The 16,212-nt window shown below is 71.7% G+C and carries 18 protein-coding genes; 10 read left to right on the forward strand and 8 right to left on the reverse strand.

Going from position 1 to position 16,212, the window contains the following annotated elements; all coding sequences use genetic code 11:
* Window positions 1-37: 37 nt before the first annotated feature.
* From thiC to B1759_RS03140, 4 genes are all read left to right on the forward strand, one after another.
* Window positions 38-1,957: a phosphomethylpyrimidine synthase ThiC gene (gene thiC, locus B1759_RS03125; RefSeq protein WP_095513578.1), complete on the forward strand. Its 1,920-nt coding sequence runs from the start codon at window positions 38-40 to the stop codon at window positions 1,955-1,957.
* A gap of 115 nt (window positions 1,958-2,072) precedes the next feature.
* A complete protein-coding gene (locus tag B1759_RS03130; protein ID WP_095513579.1) occupies window positions 2,073-3,245 on the forward strand; it encodes a PQQ-dependent sugar dehydrogenase in 1,173 nt (390 codons plus the stop codon).
* A 252-nt stretch (window positions 3,246-3,497) separates the two neighbouring features.
* Complete coding sequence (locus tag B1759_RS03135; protein WP_095513580.1) at window positions 3,498-4,010, forward strand: hypothetical protein; 513 nt, start codon at window positions 3,498-3,500, stop codon at window positions 4,008-4,010.
* Window positions 4,011-4,142: 132 nt separating this feature from the next.
* Window positions 4,143-5,870 carry a serine hydrolase gene (locus B1759_RS03140; RefSeq protein WP_095513581.1) on the forward strand — a complete coding sequence of 576 codons (1,728 nt, stop codon included), beginning with the start codon at window positions 4,143-4,145 and terminating at the stop codon, window positions 5,868-5,870.
* Window positions 5,871-5,895: 25 nt separating this feature from the next.
* Here the strand turns inward: B1759_RS03140 and B1759_RS03145 are convergent, their stop codons facing one another.
* Complete coding sequence (locus B1759_RS03145) at window positions 5,896-6,522, reverse strand: TetR/AcrR family transcriptional regulator (RefSeq protein WP_095513582.1); 627 nt, start codon at window positions 6,520-6,522, stop codon at window positions 5,896-5,898.
* Between the two features lie 114 nt (window positions 6,523-6,636).
* Here B1759_RS03145 and B1759_RS03150 point away from each other — a divergent pair, with 114 nt between their 5' ends.
* A complete protein-coding gene (locus B1759_RS03150) occupies window positions 6,637-7,020 on the forward strand; it encodes a DoxX family protein (RefSeq protein WP_095513583.1) in 384 nt (127 codons plus the stop codon).
* 154 nt (window positions 7,021-7,174) lie between these two features.
* Here B1759_RS03150 and B1759_RS03155 read toward each other — a convergent pair whose 3' ends face one another.
* Window positions 7,175-7,756, reverse strand: a complete 582-nt coding sequence (locus B1759_RS03155) for a 2OG-Fe(II) oxygenase (RefSeq protein WP_158225104.1) — start codon at window positions 7,754-7,756, stop codon at window positions 7,175-7,177.
* Window positions 7,757-7,935: 179 nt separating this feature from the next.
* On the opposite strand from B1759_RS03155, the gene B1759_RS03160 reads away from it, so the two are divergent.
* Window positions 7,936-8,418, forward strand: a complete 483-nt coding sequence (locus tag B1759_RS03160) for a nuclear transport factor 2 family protein (protein WP_095513585.1) — start codon at window positions 7,936-7,938, stop codon at window positions 8,416-8,418.
* Window positions 8,419-8,421: 3 nt separating this feature from the next.
* Here the strand turns inward: B1759_RS03160 and B1759_RS03165 are convergent, their stop codons facing one another.
* Window positions 8,422-8,820 carry a hypothetical protein gene (locus B1759_RS03165; RefSeq protein WP_095513586.1) on the reverse strand — a complete coding sequence of 133 codons (399 nt, stop codon included), beginning with the start codon at window positions 8,818-8,820 and terminating at the stop codon, window positions 8,422-8,424.
* A 214-nt stretch (window positions 8,821-9,034) separates the two neighbouring features.
* On the opposite strand from B1759_RS03165, the gene B1759_RS03170 reads away from it, so the two are divergent.
* Complete coding sequence (locus B1759_RS03170) at window positions 9,035-9,808, forward strand: hypothetical protein (RefSeq protein ID WP_095513587.1); 774 nt, start codon at window positions 9,035-9,037, stop codon at window positions 9,806-9,808.
* Window positions 9,809-9,873: 65 nt separating this feature from the next.
* On the opposite strand, the gene B1759_RS03175 is transcribed toward B1759_RS03170, so the two are convergent.
* The 5 genes from B1759_RS03175 to B1759_RS03195 form a co-directional block, all read right to left on the reverse strand.
* A complete protein-coding gene (locus B1759_RS03175; protein WP_095513588.1) occupies window positions 9,874-10,386 on the reverse strand; it encodes a hypothetical protein in 513 nt (170 codons plus the stop codon).
* Between the two features lie 85 nt (window positions 10,387-10,471).
* Window positions 10,472-10,861, reverse strand: coding sequence for a helix-turn-helix domain-containing protein (locus B1759_RS03180; protein WP_095513589.1), 390 nt, complete (start codon window positions 10,859-10,861; stop codon window positions 10,472-10,474).
* A 157-nt stretch (window positions 10,862-11,018) separates the two neighbouring features.
* Window positions 11,019-11,459: a hypothetical protein gene (locus tag B1759_RS03185; protein WP_095513590.1), complete on the reverse strand. Its 441-nt coding sequence runs from the start codon at window positions 11,457-11,459 to the stop codon at window positions 11,019-11,021.
* A gap of 87 nt (window positions 11,460-11,546) precedes the next feature.
* Entirely contained in the window at window positions 11,547-12,182 is a 636-nt protein-coding gene (locus B1759_RS03190; protein WP_095513591.1) for a DNA-3-methyladenine glycosylase, read from the reverse strand.
* 159 nt (window positions 12,183-12,341) lie between these two features.
* Window positions 12,342-13,376, reverse strand: a complete 1,035-nt coding sequence (locus B1759_RS03195) for an isoaspartyl peptidase/L-asparaginase family protein (RefSeq protein ID WP_095513592.1) — start codon at window positions 13,374-13,376, stop codon at window positions 12,342-12,344.
* Between the two features lie 45 nt (window positions 13,377-13,421).
* On the opposite strand from B1759_RS03195, the gene B1759_RS03200 reads away from it, so the two are divergent.
* The 3 genes from B1759_RS03200 to B1759_RS03210 all read left to right on the forward strand — a co-directional run bounded on the left by B1759_RS03200 (window position 13,422) and on the right by B1759_RS03210 (window position 16,212).
* Window positions 13,422-13,865, forward strand: a complete 444-nt coding sequence (locus tag B1759_RS03200) for a hypothetical protein (RefSeq protein WP_143537250.1) — start codon at window positions 13,422-13,424, stop codon at window positions 13,863-13,865.
* A 131-nt stretch (window positions 13,866-13,996) separates the two neighbouring features.
* Window positions 13,997-14,755: a DUF3347 domain-containing protein gene (locus B1759_RS03205; protein ID WP_095513594.1), complete on the forward strand. Its 759-nt coding sequence runs from the start codon at window positions 13,997-13,999 to the stop codon at window positions 14,753-14,755.
* Window positions 14,752-16,212, forward strand: a complete 1,461-nt coding sequence (locus B1759_RS03210; RefSeq protein WP_095513595.1) for a TolC family protein — start codon at window positions 14,752-14,754, stop codon at window positions 16,210-16,212. The genes B1759_RS03205 and B1759_RS03210 overlap by 4 nt, the downstream gene beginning before the upstream one ends.

Consider the following 16,212-nt stretch of genomic DNA (forward strand, 5'->3'; position numbering starts at 1 on the left):
TCTTCCTGCATCCCGTACCCCGTACCGACCGATGGAAATGCCCACGACTGCCGCCGCCAAGCGCGCTGCCAACGACGCCACCCACGCCCGCATCGAAGAGCTGTCGGATGAGGTCCGCCGCCCCCTGCCCGGCTCCCGCAAGGTCTACGTCACCGGCTCGCGTCCTGACCTGAAGGTCCCGATGCGCGTCGTCTCGCAGAGCCCGACGACCGGCTCGTTCGGTGACGAGGCCAACCCGGACATCCCGATCTACGACTGCTCGGGCCCCTACACCGACCCCGACGCGACCATCGACCTCCGGGCGGGCCTGCCGAGCGTCCGCGGGGCGTGGATCGAGGAGCGCGGCGACACGGAGCAACTGAGCGATCTGACGAGCACCTTTGGCCGCGAGCGCGCCCTGGATGCCAAGACCGAGCACCTGCGCTTCGAGCACGTCCACCGGCCGCGCCGGGCGAAGAGCGGGCAGACGGTGACCCAACTCCACTACGCGCGCAAGGGCATCGTGACGCCCGAGATGGAGTACGTCGCCATCCGGGAGGCGCAGAACCTGGAGGCGCTGCGCGAGACCGACCCGGGCCTGTTCGAGCAGCACGCGGGCAACAGCTTCGGCGCCTCCATCCCGTCCGTCATCACGCCCGAGTGGGTGCGGAGCGAGGTCGCGAGAGGCCGCGCCATCATCCCGGCCAACATCAACCACCCGGAGTTGGAGCCGATGGCCATCGGCCGCAACTTCCTGGTCAAGATCAACGCCAACATGGGCAACTCGGCGGTCACGTCGAGCATCGCCGAGGAGGTCGAGAAGCTGACGTGGGCGACGCGGTGGGGCGCGGACACCGTGATGGACCTGAGCACGGGCCAGCACATCCACGAGACGCGCGAGTGGATCCTGCGCAACTCGCCCGTCCCGATCGGCACGGTGCCGATCTACCAGGCGCTCGAGAAGGTCGGCGGCGTGCCCGAGGACCTGACGTGGGAGCTGTTCGCGGACACCCTCGTCGAGCAGGCCGAGCAGGGCGTCGACTACTTCACCATCCACGCGGGCGTGCTGCTCCGCTTCGTCCCCCTGACCGCCAGCCGGCGCACGGGCATCGTCTCGCGCGGCGGCTCGATCATGGCCAAGTGGTGCCTCGCGCACCACCGTGAGAACTTCCTCTACACGCACTGGGACGAGATCTGCGAGATCTGCGCCGCCTACGACGTGTCGTTCTCGATCGGCGACGGCCTCCGCCCGGGCTCCATCCAGGACGCCAACGACGATGCCCAGTTCGCCGAGCTCTACGTCCAGGGCGAGCTGACGAAGACCGCCTGGAAGCACGACGTGCAGGTGATGAACGAGGGCCCGGGCCACGTGCCGATGCACATGATCCAGGAGAACATGCAGAAGCAGATCGACTGGTGCGGCGAGGCCCCGTTCTACACCCTGGGGCCGCTCACGACCGACATCGCGCCGGGCTACGACCACATCACGAGCGGCATCGGCGCGGCGATGATCGGGTGGTTCGGCTGCGCGATGCTGTGCTACGTGACGCCTAAGGAGCACCTCGGCCTGCCCAACCGCGACGACGTCCGCGAGGGCGTCATCACGTACAAGATCGCGGCGCACGCGGCCGACCTCGCGAAGGGCCACCCCGGCGCGCAGGCGCGCGACAACGCGCTCTCGAAGGCCCGCTTCGAGTTCCGCTGGCAGGACCAGTTCAACCTCGGCCTCGACCCTGAGAAGGCCTGCGCCTTCCACGACGAGACGCTGCCCAAGGAGAGCGCCAAGGTGGCCCACTTCTGCTCGATGTGCGGGCCCAAGTTCTGCTCGATGAAGATCACCCAGGACGTCCGCGACTACGCCGCCGAGCACGGCGTGGACGTGGAGGCGGCGATTCCGGAGGGGATGCGCGAGAAGTCGCGGCAGTTCGAGGCGCTCGGCGGCCAGATCTACCACGAGTCGCTGCCCGACGAAGCCTGAGCCGACCCCGCCTCGGTGGCTCCACGGGGAGACCGAGGCGGGCCGGGCGCAACAGGAAGCGCGCAACCTCCCCCAGCGATCCTCGTCAGGGGGGCGGCCCACTTCCTCATGCTCCATGTCCCGCCGCCTCGGCCTGCTCCTCGCCGTCGCCACGTTCGTCGCCGCCTCTTCCTCAGGCGCTGCGCAGGCCCCCGGGAGCGGCGCGATCCCCGGGAGTGACGGCACGCTGCTCCCCGGCGGCGTCGAGTTCGCGCCGCTCGACGCGACGCTGGAGGTCGTCGCCTCCGGGTTCGGCATCCCCTGGGCGGTCGAGGTGCTGGGTGAGGACGAGTACCTCGTCTCCGAGCGGTTCGGCTCGCTCGTCCACGTTCGCGACGGAGAGATGATCGAGCTCGGGGGCCTGCCGGCGTCCCAGATCTTCCCCGCGCCCCCGCTCTACCTCGGCGGGTACAACGACGTCAGCCTGCACCCCCAGTTCGAGACCAACGGGCTCGTCTACCTCGCCTACGTGGGTGTGGACTACCGGATGGCCGTCGGCCGGTTCGACTTCTCCGACCGGACCGTGCGGGACTTCGAGGTCGTCTTCCAGTCCAACGCGTTCTCGATCGGCTCCCGCATCGCGTGGCAGGACGACTACTTCTTCGTGACCCAGGGGATGGCTGGGTACCCGCACCCCGATCCGGGGGCGCAGGACCTGGGCAACCACAGCGGCAAGATCCACCGGCTCCACGCGGACGGCTCGGTGCCCTCCGACAACCCCGTGTTCGACGGCACCGCAGGCCCCACGAGCATTTGGAGCTACGGGCACCGCGACACCCAGGGCCTGCTGATCGAGGGTGGCGTCCTGTATTCCAACGAGCACGGTCCCCTCGGCGGGGACGAACTCAACGTGATCGAGCGGGGCGGGAACTACGGCTGGCCCCTGTTCTCGTTCGGCCTCAACTACGACGAGACGCCCGTCGGCGGGATGACCGAGGCGGAGGCGGCGCAAACCACCGTGCTCCCTCTCAAAGCGTGGGACCGGACGTTCAACATGGCGCCGTCCGGCCTCGTCCGCCTGGAGGCCAGCGCGTTCCCCACGTGGGACGGTGCGTTCCTGTGGGGCTCGCTCGCCCAGCAGCGGCTCATCGCGTACGACCCGACCACCGACCGAACCGCGATCCTGCTGGACGATGTCGGTCGGATCCGGGACGTGACGCAGCTCCCGAGCGGAGCGCTGCTGATCCTGCTCGACGCCACCGATCTGGAGACCCCGAACGGGCAGATCGTCAAGGTCCTTTCGCGGTGAGACGGCCCGCCTCGGTGGGTCCGCGGGGACGCCCGAGACGTCGCGCCAGGACAGGCCGCTAGGCGGCGACACCTCTCACCAGTCGCTGTCGGCCGCGACCTGGCCCTCCTGCCTCGGGCGCTCCGCGGGGAGGCCGAGGCGGGCGGACCGGCCGTCGGGACAGTGTGGGCACGTGCCAGGAAAGGCGTGTTTCTGTCGGGGGTATCGTTCCAGGGCGGCGCGGTATGCTCAGCACGTCCCTTTACCCCTCCGATGTGCCTGCCCCCCGCCCTTCTCCTCACGACCCTGCTGGCGCTCCCGCTGGCCGGCTGCGCGGGCTCCCGCACCTCGGACTCCTCGACGACGGTCGCCGAGACGCTTGCGCCCGGCCTGACGCTCCACCTCACGACGGCGCGGTTCGACGCGTCCCGGTACGAAGTCGTTACCGACGAGACTGGCTTCGTCCTCGGCACCGCGGACTGCGACACGTGGCACGGCTCCGACGGGGGCGTGCCCGCGATCGTCGTCACGGCCGGATGGGTCGTCCGCCAAGGGGAGCGGCTCGACCTCGACACGTCATGCATGGGCTCGTACGACCCCGGCCCGGAGTCCCGCGACGAGCCCATCGGCACGTTCCAGGCGCAGCCGCTCGACGAGCCCGGCACGTGGCGGATCACCGGCCGCTTCAGCGACGGCGCCGGCACCGCCGAGGTCACGTGGACGGTCGGCCCGACCGCGACCACGCGCGACCGACTGGTCTCCGGTCCGGACCTGAGCGGCCGCTAGCCCAGGGCTCCCGCCTCGGCGACGCGGTCGTGGGACCGAGGGCAACGATTGCGCGCGCCACGGGTCTCCCGGACCCGGGCAAGGAGCACAGTACGTTCCCGACCGCGCCTCCCTCTCCCCGTCCTCCGACTCATGCTCCTCGCTTCCCCCGTCCGGACGCTCACCCTCGCACTCGCGCTCGCCGTCAGCATCGCCCCGTCGGCCCAGGACCTCCCCCTTCCCGCTCAGCTCGACGCCTTTCTGATGGCGACCCACGAGGCCGGGCGCTTCGACGGTGCGGTCGTGGTGACCGACGGGGGCGAGGTGGTCTACGAGCGAGGCGTCGGCGAGGCGAACCGGTCGTGGGGCATCCCGAACACGCCGGACACGCGCTTCCGCATCGCGTCGCTCACGAAGCAGTTCACGGCCGCCCTGGTGCTCCAGCTCGCCGAGGCGGGCGCGATGGACCTCGACGCGCCCATCTACCAGACGCTCCCCGACTACCCGGCCGCGCAGGGCCGCGTGACGGTCCACCAGTTGCTGTCGCAGACCTCCGGCATCCCCGAGCACCTCGGCCTCCCGGGCTTCGACGTGATGAAGCGGAATCCGGTCGCGCCCGACTCCTTCCTGGCCGTCTTCTCCGGGCTTCCCCTCGACTTCGAGCCCGGCAGCCGGTTCGCCTACAGCAACTCCAACTACATCCTGCTCGGCGTCCTGATCGAGCACGTCACCGGGCAGCCCTACGCCGACGTCTTGCGCGAGCGGCTCCTCGTTCCCCTCGGCCTGACCGACACCGGCTACGACGACGGCGCGACGGTGATCGACCGGATGGCGAGCGGCTACACCCGCGTCGGCCTCGACGTCGAGCACGCGACGTACGTCGACCCGAGCGTGCCGTACGCGGCCGGGATGATGTACTCGACCGCACGAGACCTCGTCCGCTGGACCCAGGCCCTGCACCGGGGCGAGCCCTTCGAGCGCCCCGAGACGCTGGAGCGGATGACGACGCCGGTCCACGACGACTACGCCTACGGCCTGGGCGTCTCCATGCTGCCCGTCGGCCCGACGCCGGTGCGCGCCATCGGGCACAGCGGCGGCATCTTCGGCTTCTCGACGTTCCTGCTCCACTTCCCCGACACGGACCGGACGGTCGCGGTGCTCGCCAACACCGAGGACAGCACCCAGCCGGTCGCGTTCGCCCTCGCGCGGATCCTCTACGGCCAGGCGGTCGAGGCGCCGAGGCGACCCATCGGCCCCGCGCTGGCGGCGGTCCTGGACGCCGAGGGCGTCGACGTCGCGGTCGCTCGCTACCGGGAGATCCGCGAGACCGAAGCCGAGGCCTACGACCTCGGCGAGGACCAGCTCAACACGCTCGGCTACCTCGCGCTCGGCCGGGGCGACGTGGCGGCCGCCATTCGGCTCTTCGAACTCAACGTCGAGATGTACCCGGAGGCGTCCAACCCGTACGACAGCCTGGGAGAGGCCTATGCCGTCGCCGGAGAGCGCGAACGCGCCATCGCGAACTACCAGCGGGCGCTCGACCTCGACCCCGGCAGCGACAGCGCGCGCGACGCCCTCGCCCGCCTCGGCGTCGACGCCCAAGCGGCGGTGTTCGAGGTGTCGGACGCCGTGCTGTGGGGCTACGTCGGGCAGTACGCGCTGCAGCCCGGCATGACGGTGGACGTGCGGATGGAGGACGGTGCGCTCGTCGCGGAGGCGACCGGCCAGCCCGCCTTCGAGATGGTCCCGGTGACGGCGATGCGCTTCTCGATCCCCGCCGTCGGCGCCCAGGTCACGTTCACCGTCGGCGAGGACGGACGCGCGCACGCACTCACGCTCCACGGCGGCGCGCAGGACTTGGTCGGCCCGCGCATCGAGTAGCGCCGCCCGGGGAGGTCGCCGGGATCTAGCCCCGGGCGCGGGCCGGGCCGTCGACGGCGTCGGGGAGGGCGCCGACGGCGCCGAGCACCAGCGACCGCAGCCGATCCAGGACCGTGCCCTCGGGTACGCGTTCCGCCCGGCGGCTCCAGTCCGTCGAGACGCGGGCGACCATCGCGGCCACCGCGCTGGCCGTCATCTCCGCGGCCCCGTCGTCTTCACCGACGCCCAGCCACTGCCCAACGAGCGTCTCGATGCGAGCCCGGAGTTCCGCCTCCGGCAGGGCGGCGTCCAGGCCCTGCTGCCGCGCGCTGCGACACCCGCCGGCCGCCCACTCGGAGAACTCCAGCGCGGCCGGCAAGAGCGCGTCCAGGTAGGCCTCGAAGGAGGCCGGTCCGTCGCCGCTGTCGTCGCCCTCCAGGCGGACCGAGAGAGCCTGGTCGAGCCGGCTGCGCAGGAGGCCCCGCAGCAGATCGTCCTTGTCGGCGAAGTGGGCGTAGAACGTGGCGCGGTTGACCGTCGCCCGCGCCGCGATGTCCTTGACCGTCACCGTGGCGTACGGCCGCTCGCTGGCGAACGACAGGAGGGCGTCTTCGAGGAGACGGCGGGTCCGCAGGACGCGCGGGTCGGAGGTCTCCACAGGCGACGAAGGCATGGCGGTGTAGGGATAAGCGACAGATGGGCGGATGTGTCGGGCGCGAAGCAGGAGCCCCCGCCGACCCGACACGTGCAATCTATCCGACACGTGTTGTCTCACCCACCCTCTCTCATGAACAAGATCCTCTGGGTCGTCCAGATCCTCCTCGCCCTCGCCTTCGCCATGGCCGGGGCCTTGAAGCTGTTTACGCCCATCGCTGACCTCGCCGCCCAGATGGGTTGGCCGGGCGAGTCGCCGGCCCTGCTCGTCCGCTTCATCGGGCTGGCCGAGGTGTGCGGCGCGCTCGGCCTCATCCTGCCGTCCGCGCTCCGGATCCGTCCGTCGCTGACCCCGCTGGCCGCCGCCTGCCTGGTGGTGGTGATGGGGCTCGCCGCCGGCTTCCACCTCGTCCGCGGTGAGATGGCGGCGCTCGGGGCGCCCCTCGTACTCGGCGCGCTGGCCGCATTCGTGGCCTGGGGCCGGTCGAAGAAGGCGCCGATCGCCGCTCGCGCGTAGCCAGCACGAGCCCGCCCTCGGGAGAGGTGTGCCCCAGGTCGACCTCACGGTCGTGCTCTGATACCTGCGCACCTCTCCCCGCGGCCCCCTCTCGGGATTTCTTCCCGCCGCCCTCTCGTGACTGCACCGTGCCAGAGCGGCTTTCCCTCGTCGTTTACCGACGTACAGAGAACCATCCCGCCACGCTCACCCGCTCCCGCGTCGCCGGGCGCACCTCGTGCTCGATGTCCTCGCTGAAGAAGACCGCCAGCGTGCCCGCCTCGGGCATCACGTCGACGAACGACTCGAACCCGTCGGCATCGAGGAAGAGGCGCAGGTGGCCGCCGTCGGCGTCTTCCCAGCCGGGGTTGAGGTAGAGGACGGTCGAGAGGACGCGGCTTCGCGCGCCGTGGAAGGCGTCGCGGTGGCGTGCGTAGCCCGCACCCGGCGGGTAGACCGCCACGTGCGCCTCGAACCCGTCCAGCCCCAGGTAGAGCGTCCGGTTGAGGTGGACGCGCAGCGTCTCCAGCGCGCCGAGGTACCCGCCCTCCCCCGGCGCGTCCGGCGTGTCGCCGAGCCACAGCACGTCGTCGCCGCGGACGCCCGGCTGGAGGTGATGCCCCGCGCCTCGGCCCGTGCCTGCGCGGTGAAACTGGTCTCGCCGCGCCAGCGACTCCGCGCGGAGGGCGGCGGCCGTCGGGGCGGCGAGAAACTCAGGGACGACGGACCAGCCGCGGTCGGCGAGGTCGGCGGCCACCCGGTCGGCCGCATCGATAGAAAGAGTCAGGGCGTCGGGCCAGAGAGAAAGGGCGGCCTCCTGGTCAGAGTCGGCGTCCAGCGATTCCGTTCCGAGCCGCCGAACGTTCACGCACCCGCCCGCCCCCTGCGGCGACCGAGGCGGACCGACGTACGTTGCCCTCCCCCGCCGCCCCGCCCATGGCCCATCGCCACGCCGACCTCGTCGCCCGCTTCTACGACGCGCTCTCCCGCCGCGACGGCGACGCCATGGCGGCCTGCTACCACCCCGCGGTGACCTTCCGCGACCCGGTGTTCGACCTCCAGGGTCCGAAGGCGGGTGCCATGTGGCGGATGCTCTGCGACCGCGGCACGGGCCTGCGCGTCGCCGCCTCTGGCATCACGGCCGACGACTCGGCCGGCGAGGCTCACTGGGAGGCCGACTACACGTTCTCGCAGACGAAGCGCCCGGTCCACAACGTGATCGACGCCGTGTTCACCTTCGAGGACGGGCTGATCCGCACCCACGTCGACCGGTTCGACTTCTGGTCGTGGAGCCGTCAGGCGCTTGGCGTGCCGGGCCTGCTGCTCGGGTGGACGCCGTTCCTCCGTGCGAAGGTCGCCGCGGAGGCCCAGAGGGGGCTCGACGCCTACATCGCCCGCCACCCCGAAGCGCTGGGCTGACCGCTACACACGCGCCTGCACCGCATCGGCCTGGCTGCGGACCCGCTCGACGACGAGCAACATCACCCGCCGACGGACCTCAGCGTCGTTCTCCAACGCGAACGCGAGTTCGTCGGTGGTGAGCATTCCCAGCACGAGGCCGAGGAGGACGCGCTTGAGGCGAGCGTCCGCCTTGAGCGTCGAGACGAGGCGCTCGCGGGCGTCGTCGGGGGCGAACGCTGCGAAACCAGGCACCCGCTTGCGGAGGTCGGCCGCGACCAGGGCGAGGAGCGGGTCGTTCTGGAGCTTGAGGACCGGGCGGAGCGTCCGGTGGAGGAATGCCTCCACCTCTGACACAGCCGCCTCGGGGGCGGCATCGACCTGGGGGCGGAGGGCGAGGAGAGCAGCGTCACGGTCCGTCATACTGGATGGACGCGCGACCTCCGGCACAGGCTCCTTCACGTTAGCGATCCCTCTCCGCAGCGGACGTCGGCGTGCCATCGCTACACTCCGGCGCCAACGACGGAGAGAGACGAGGCCTGGACATTCCCAAATCACCGTCCGATCTCAGAACGAGGCCGCGCCGCCGATTCCCCAGGTCCCGCCTCGGCGGGCCCTTCAACCCACCAGTCGCCCCATGCGTCTCCTCGCCCTCGCCCTGTCCGTCGCCCTGGCGGGTCCCGCCCTCGCCCAGAACTCGTCGATGGACGTCGGGCCTCAGGCCCTCGACCTCCGCTACCAGCCGGGCGACGCCGCCGCGCTGCTGGCCGCCTTCGACGGCACTGTCACCAGCGTCGGCTTCTACGGCTCGACGGCCGCCTTCTCGGGCTTCTACGGCTCCCAGACGACGCTGACCAGCCCCACCGGGGTGTCAGTGGGCGGCTTCGACGTGTCGCTTGGTGGCAACGTGCACGTGGTCCCGCTGGGCGCGCGAGGCTCGCTGTACGTCCCGCTGCGCTTCCAGGTCGGCTCGCGGTACCTCAGCGGCGACGGAGCCCCCGGCGACCCCACCGACGACATGGCCGTGCTGCTGGGCGGTGCGGACCTCGGCACCGGCCTCGGCGCCGTCCTGGACGTGCCGCTGCGCGAGGGCGGCGCGGTCGAGCGGCTCCACTCGTACGGCACCGTGGTGCTCGGCGCGGGCTTCTCGGGCGACTACGCAATGAGCTTCCCCGGCGACACCCCCGACCCCGGCGCCTACGGCATGCGGACGGCCACCGTGATGCTCCAGTCGGAAGCGCGCGGTCTGTTCGGCTCCAGCGTCGGCGCGTCGCTGGGCTACACGTTCCGCGCGGCCCAGCTCGACACCGAGGCCATCGACAGCGGCGCGGGCGTGTTCAACGCGTTCACCGGGTCCAACTTCCGCAGCGCCGAAACCTCCCACCTCATTCGCGTCGGCCTGATCTTCTAAGCCGCCGCACCCACGGACTCGCCGCCCCTCCTGCCGATCTTTGAGGCGGGAGGGGCGGCGCCGTTCTAGACGGTCGCGGTCCCGGTCCGCAGCGCCGGGTCCCCCTCGCGAGCGAGGAACCGGTTCCACCCGCCGACGAGGAGCGCCGAGCCGACGGCACCGATGAGTGCCATCCCGGCGAGGCTGAAGGTCAGCAGCCACGTGCCGCGCCGGTGAGAAGCGAGCACGATCTGGTCGGTGTCCGCCGAGACCACGATGGGCAGCCGCATCGTCTCCCCCTCCGGCGTCGCGAGGTAGTCCACCTCGATCTCCTTGAGCAGGATGATGGGAAGCTCCACGTCGCGCTCTACGGGCGCCGCGGCACCGGGCGGCGTGTAGCGGAGGCCGACCTGCCCGGTCGTGATCTCACTTCGCTCGCGGAGGTTCAGCCCGATCACCTCGGCGTCGACGGTCTGCCCGGATTCGGAGACCTCGCGTTGCTGGATGCCCGCCCAGGCCGTCGCCACGAAGATGACGACCAGGAGGAGCGGGATCGCCCAGAGGAGGCGCGCGGCGACGGGGTTGGAGAGGAAGGTCATCGGGATCGGGGGCTCGGCCGATCAACGGGGGCCGGGCACGCCGGGTGCCCCTTCACGCCGAGTTGACCCGACCGAGACGCCGCGGCTACTCCGTGTCCTCAAGCGTCATCAGGTAGTCCTCGACGCTGCCAACGCTCACGCGCGTTTCGCCCTTCACCTTGCGCGCCTTGATCGAGCCCTGGCGGATCAGCTTCTGGACCTGGTTGCGGTCGATCAGCTTGAGCAGCCGCCGCGCCTCGGTGCGGCTGACCGTGTCCTCGCGGTACTCGCCCGCGAAGCCCTCCAGGAAGTCGAGCGTCGACTGGTCGACCTCGATGAGGCGCGTCTCCTGGTTCTCATCGGAGACGCCCCAGTCCAGGTCGGCGTTGATGAGGCCGCGGTCGGTCCAGCGGACCAGCGTCTGACGGGAGATGCGGAGCGCCTCGGAGAGTTCGTCGAGGCGGAGGGTCTTGCGGTCGTCGGTGAGGGTGGTCATTGGGGCGCGTACCGAGGGCTCTGGGGGAAACACTTGTTGGGACGGCGTTCTACTCGCCACCCCCCGGTTTGCTCCCTGCCCGGCCCACCGAATCTCTTCAACCCCGAACGAATTCGGGCCGATCCGGACTTCCCTGATCCCCCGCGGATTCAGCCGGTTAGCGCAAGGCCCGGTCCGTCAACTCCGCGAGGGCGTCCGACGTGATGACGCGCCACGCGGGCGCCCCGAGCGCCCCACTGTTGGTGCGTCTGAATGTGGCGCGCAACAGGAGGGTCTTTCCGGTCTCCGACGCGTCGGGGTGGAAAGCGGCGGGCGTAAACCGGAACACGAACGTGGCCTCCGTCGGGTCGAAGCCCCTCTCGCGGCCGACGAGATCGGCGACGTACTGTGCCTCGTCGGTGAGCACGCCACGGTTGGAGGCGCGGTCGTCGATCACGACGGTCCGGGGACGGGCCTCGTCGTCGCAGAGGTAAACCCGGACGCGAGCCTCCCGGGAGGCGGCGTAGGTCCGCCAGGAGATGGTGTCGTCGTAGGTAGGGTTGGTCTGAGCGGAAACCCCAGCGGCGAGCAGCAGGCCCGCGAGCGCGAATCGGCGCATGGGTTCGATGGCAGGTCGTGGGGGACGACACGCTCATAGACTCACGACATCCTCAGACCTAACCCTTCGCTTCGTTTTTTTGGCCCCTCACTCCTCCCCTCGCGCCTCGTGGAGCGCACGCCACCCGTACCACGCGGCCACGCTTCGCCACGGCGCGTAGGGCGCTCCGATGGCGACCATCTCCCTGGCCGTCGGCCGAGCGTCCAACCCGGCGAGGATGCGGTACCCTTCCTGCACGCCCAGGTCGGCGACCGGCCAGATGTCCGGGCGGCCGAGGTTGAAGAGAAGCACCATCTGCGCCGTCCACGGTCCGACGCCGCGGACGGCCGTGAGTGCAGCCACCACCTCGTCGTCGGCCATCTGGAGCAGCCGGTCGCGTGTCGGGAGCGTCCCATCGCGCTGTCGCCCGACGAGGTCACGCACAGCCGCGACCTTCGACCGCGAGAGGCCGCACGCCCGGAGCGCGTCGTCGTCCGCCTCGGCGATCGCGTCGACCTCCAACGCAGTCCCGTCGCCGAAGGCCGTCAGCACGCGCCCGTGGATGGTGGCCGCGGCCTTGGTGGAGATCTGCTGGCCGACGATGGCACGAAGCAAGGCCGACAGCGTCTCGTCCGGTCGGAGTGTGATGCGCGGCGGGCCGATGCGGGCGATCACCGCCCCGAGGCGGGGGTCCACGTCGGCGAGGACGTGGCTGGCGGCGACGGCATCGTACGGGAGAGACATGGAGACGGGAGACAGGGAGACGGGAAGATGAGGCGGAGGGGTGTCACCCGAGCGACAGGGGCTGCGAGCGCAGGCGGTCCTGCGGTCAGCGCAGGCGGTCCTGCGGTCAGCGCAGGCCGCGCGCCGCGCCAGTGCCTCCGTCCTCCAGCACCGGCGCGCCTACTCCTCGTCCCCGTAGATCAGCGTCGTGACCACACCGCTTCGCGTGATGGCGCCGCGGTACATGCCCTCCGTGTTGAACGGCATTGAGGCGTTGCCCTGCGCGTCGAGCACGATGATGCCGCCGGTACCGCCCGCCTCGGTGAGCGTCGTGCCGATGACGGTCGAGGCCGCCGTGTCCACGTCCTCGCCGAGGTAGGCCATGCGCGCCGCCACGTCGCGGGCGACGCCGAGGCGGATGAAGAACTCCCCGTGGCCGGTCGCCGAGATGCCCACGGTGCCGTCGGCGAAGGTGCCCGCGCCGATGATGGGCGCGTCGCCGATGCGGCCCCAGCGCTTGTTGGTCATGCCCCCCGTGGACGTGCCTGCGGCCAGCGTCCCTTCGGCCGACAGCGCGACCGCGCCGACGGTCCCGTGCATCTGCCACGCGTCCGGCGACGGCACCGCCAGGCCCGTCGTCGACCGCTCGCGCTCCTGCACGCGCAGCAGCCCGTCCAGCCGACTCGGCGTGTGGAAGTAGGTGTTGGGCACCATCTCCAGCCCCTGCTGCATCGCGAACTCCTCGGCGCCGTCGCCCGAGAGGAGCACGTGGGGCGAGGCGTCCATCACGCGCCGCGCCAGCCGGATCGGGTGGCGCACGTGCATCGTGCCCGACGACGCGCCCGCCAGCCCGGTCGCCCCGTCCATGATGGACGCGTCGTGGCGAACGGTCTGGTCGGCCGCGAAGACGCCGCCGCGGCCCGCGTTGAAGTTGGGATCGTCCTCCATGATCGTGATCGCCGCATCGACAGCGTCGAGCGCGTCTCCTCCTGCCATCACGACGGCGTGCCCGGCGCGGAGCGCCTCGGCGAGCGACGCCCGGATGGCGGCGTCGGTCTCGGGTGTCATCGCGGCTCGCGTGATGGTCCCGGCCCCGCCATGGACGACCAGCACGACCGGGTCCCCGTCGAGGTCCGGCAGCACATTCGCGGACTGGGCCGAGGCGCCGAGGGACAGAGCGACCGCAGCCGCGAGAAGAACGAGTGTGCGGAACATGATGCGTGGAGGCGGGCGTTGAGGAAGCAAGATAGCCGGGTCCCCGTGCTCCCCCTCTTCCGCCGTCTCCGTCTGCCCGTCGCCCTGGTGGCCCTCGCGATCCTCGCCGGGCCCACTGCCGGGGCCGTGTGCCTGCATGCGATGGCGGGGACGATGGACCACGGCGAGACGGCTCCCGCGATGCCGATGGAGCACGCGGGCGACTCGGAGACGCCGCCGTGCCACGAGACACCGGAGGCCCCGCCGCCGACGCACTCCAGCCACGACGCACCGCAGGGCGACTGCGCGTCTCCGTGCTGCACGGCCCAGGCGCCCGCTCCCGAGACCACGCCCCCGGCGCTCGCGGGGTCGTCCGTGGCTGTCCCCGCCCCGACACCGGTGGACGCGGAGCCGGTCCGCCACCTGACGGCGGAGCGGGTCGAGACCGTGTGGTCTCCCCCACCGCGCCCGACCCGTCTGCATGCGGAGTTGCAACGGTTTCTGATCTGAGAGGCTGCGGGCGCCTGAGTGCGTCCGCTCGCGCCGCGTGTGCGGTGTGACGATGGCCGTCCGGACCCGCCGGTCCGGCCCACCGACATGCAGAGCCCGAGGTCCGGGCCTGCGCCTCTCCGATCTCCCTGATGCTCCGCTTTCTGCCCGCGCTCGGCCTGTTGGCCGGGTGCGTCGCCCCCGTCGCCACTGTGTCCGGCGGCCCCGCCTCGGCGTCCGCGCCGACCACCCCCCTGGCGGTCTCGGCCGCCCCCCTCGCGCCCGTCGAGGCGCCCGATCTTCCCGCCGCGCTCCGCCCGTCCGACCCGACCCACTCCGGCATGGAGATGGATCACGCCGGCATGGAGATGAACCACTCCAGCATGGAGATGAACCACTCCGGCATGGAGAGGGACCACTCCGAAGTGGACGACGCGCCGATCCGGCCCGTCCTCGACGCCTACCTCGTCCTGCACGACGCGCTCGTGGCGGACCGTCTCGCGCCGGATGCCGCCCAGGCTCTCGCTGCGGCGCTCGCCATCTGGACCGAGACGCCGCCTCCCGGCGACGCGCACTTCTGGCACCTGCGTGCCACCGACGTGAGTGCCCTCCGTCGGGCGGCCGATGCCCTCGCCGAGGCGGCCGGTCTCGACGCGGCCCGCGCGGCGTTCGGTGCCCTCAGCGTTCCGTTCGCATCGCTCGTCGAGGCCCACGGCGTCCCCGAGGGCTACGACCTCGCGCGGTTTACCTGCGGCATGGCTGACGCGCCTGAAGGAGGGGTGTGGCTCCAGCCCGCAGGCGACACCGCCAACCCGTACTTCGGAGCCTCGATGGCTACCTGCGGACGCGAAGACGCGCCGACGGAGCCCGCCCTGCACCATCGATCGATGAACCACGGGGGGACACGATGACTGGACGTCTCCCTCTTCTCGCCCTCGTACTCGTCGGCCTGTCCGGCTGCACGGCCGTCCGTCCGCAAGCGGCGTTCGGGGACGTGCAGGCGACCGTCGCCGAGCGGGCCGACCTGCGAGCCGTCTGGGTGACAGGCACCGCCGAGGACGCCGCGGCCCGCGCCGCCGTCGACTCGCTGCTCACTGACAGCCTCACGGCCGACGTGGCCGTCCAGGTCGCGCTCCTCAACAACCGCCGCCTCCAGGCGACCTACGAGGATCTCGGCGTGGCGCAGGCGATGCTCGTCCAGGCCGGGCTGCTGTCGAATCCCGTCTTCGGGGCCCGCGGTCTGTGGCCTGCCGAGGGCGGCGCGCCCGACCTGGGGCTGTCGGTCGCGTTCGACTTCCTCGACGTGTTCGCACGCCCGCTCCGGCAGCGGGTCGCCCGGAGCGAGTACGCCGCCGCACAGGCCCGCGTCGCCGGGGCTGTGCTGGACCTCGCAGCACAGACGCGCACAGCCGCGATCCGCGCCCAGGCAGACGCCGCGCGGCTGGCCATGCAGGTGCGGGTGGTCGCCAACGCTGAGGCCGGGTATACCGCCGCGAGGCTCCTCCGGGAGGCCGGCAACGTGCCCGCGGTGGACCTCCTCGCCGAGCAGGCGCTCTACGAGCAGGCCCGCCTCGACCTTCTGGTGGCCGAAGGCGCGGCGGCCGAGAGCCGCGAGGCGCTGATCCGCAGGATGGGCCTGAGCGGCCCCCAGGCCGTGATCCCGCTCCGGGCGACCCTCCCGGCGGTCCCGGCCGAGAGTCCGCTGCCGTTCGTCCGTACCTCCACTGAGGCGGGTGTGCCCGGCGCCGCCGTCGACGCCGAGGCGATCGAGCGTGCCGCCGTGGCTGCCAGCCTGGACCTGGACGCGCGCCGAGCCGACATCGAGGCCGCCGCCCGGCGCCTCGGCCTCACCGACGTGGAGGCCCTCGTCCCGACGCTCCACGCGGGCGCCGAACTCGAACGCACCGACGGCGAGTGGGAGGCCGGGCCCGACGTCGAGGTGGCGCTCCCGCTCTTCGATCAGGGGCAGGCTCGCCGCGCCGCCGGGTACGCCGAGTTGCGGCGCGCCCAGGCCCTCTACGAGGCCGACGCTGTCGACCTCCGCTCCACTGCGCGGACCCTCGCGACCCGCCTCGCGACCGCGCGCCGCGCGGCGCTCCACTACCAGACGACGGTCCTCCCGCTCCGCGCCGAGGTCGCCGCCCAGACTCTCCGCCAGTACAACGCCATGCAGACGGGCGTCTTCGGCGTGCTCCAGGCCCAGCAGGCCGAGGCCGAAGCCGCGCGCCGCTACTTCGACGCGCTCGCCGCCTATTGGGTGGCCCGGACTGACCTCGACCTGCTCCTCCAGGGCCGGATGCCCTCGCTCGACGGTGGCGCGCTCGCCCGTGCCAACGCGCCCTCTTCCGTGCCCCCCGCCGCCCACTGA

The organism is Rubrivirga sp. SAORIC476 (genome assembly GCF_002283555.1).
Classification (GTDB): Bacteria; Bacteroidota; Rhodothermia; order Rhodothermales; family Rubricoccaceae; genus Rubrivirga.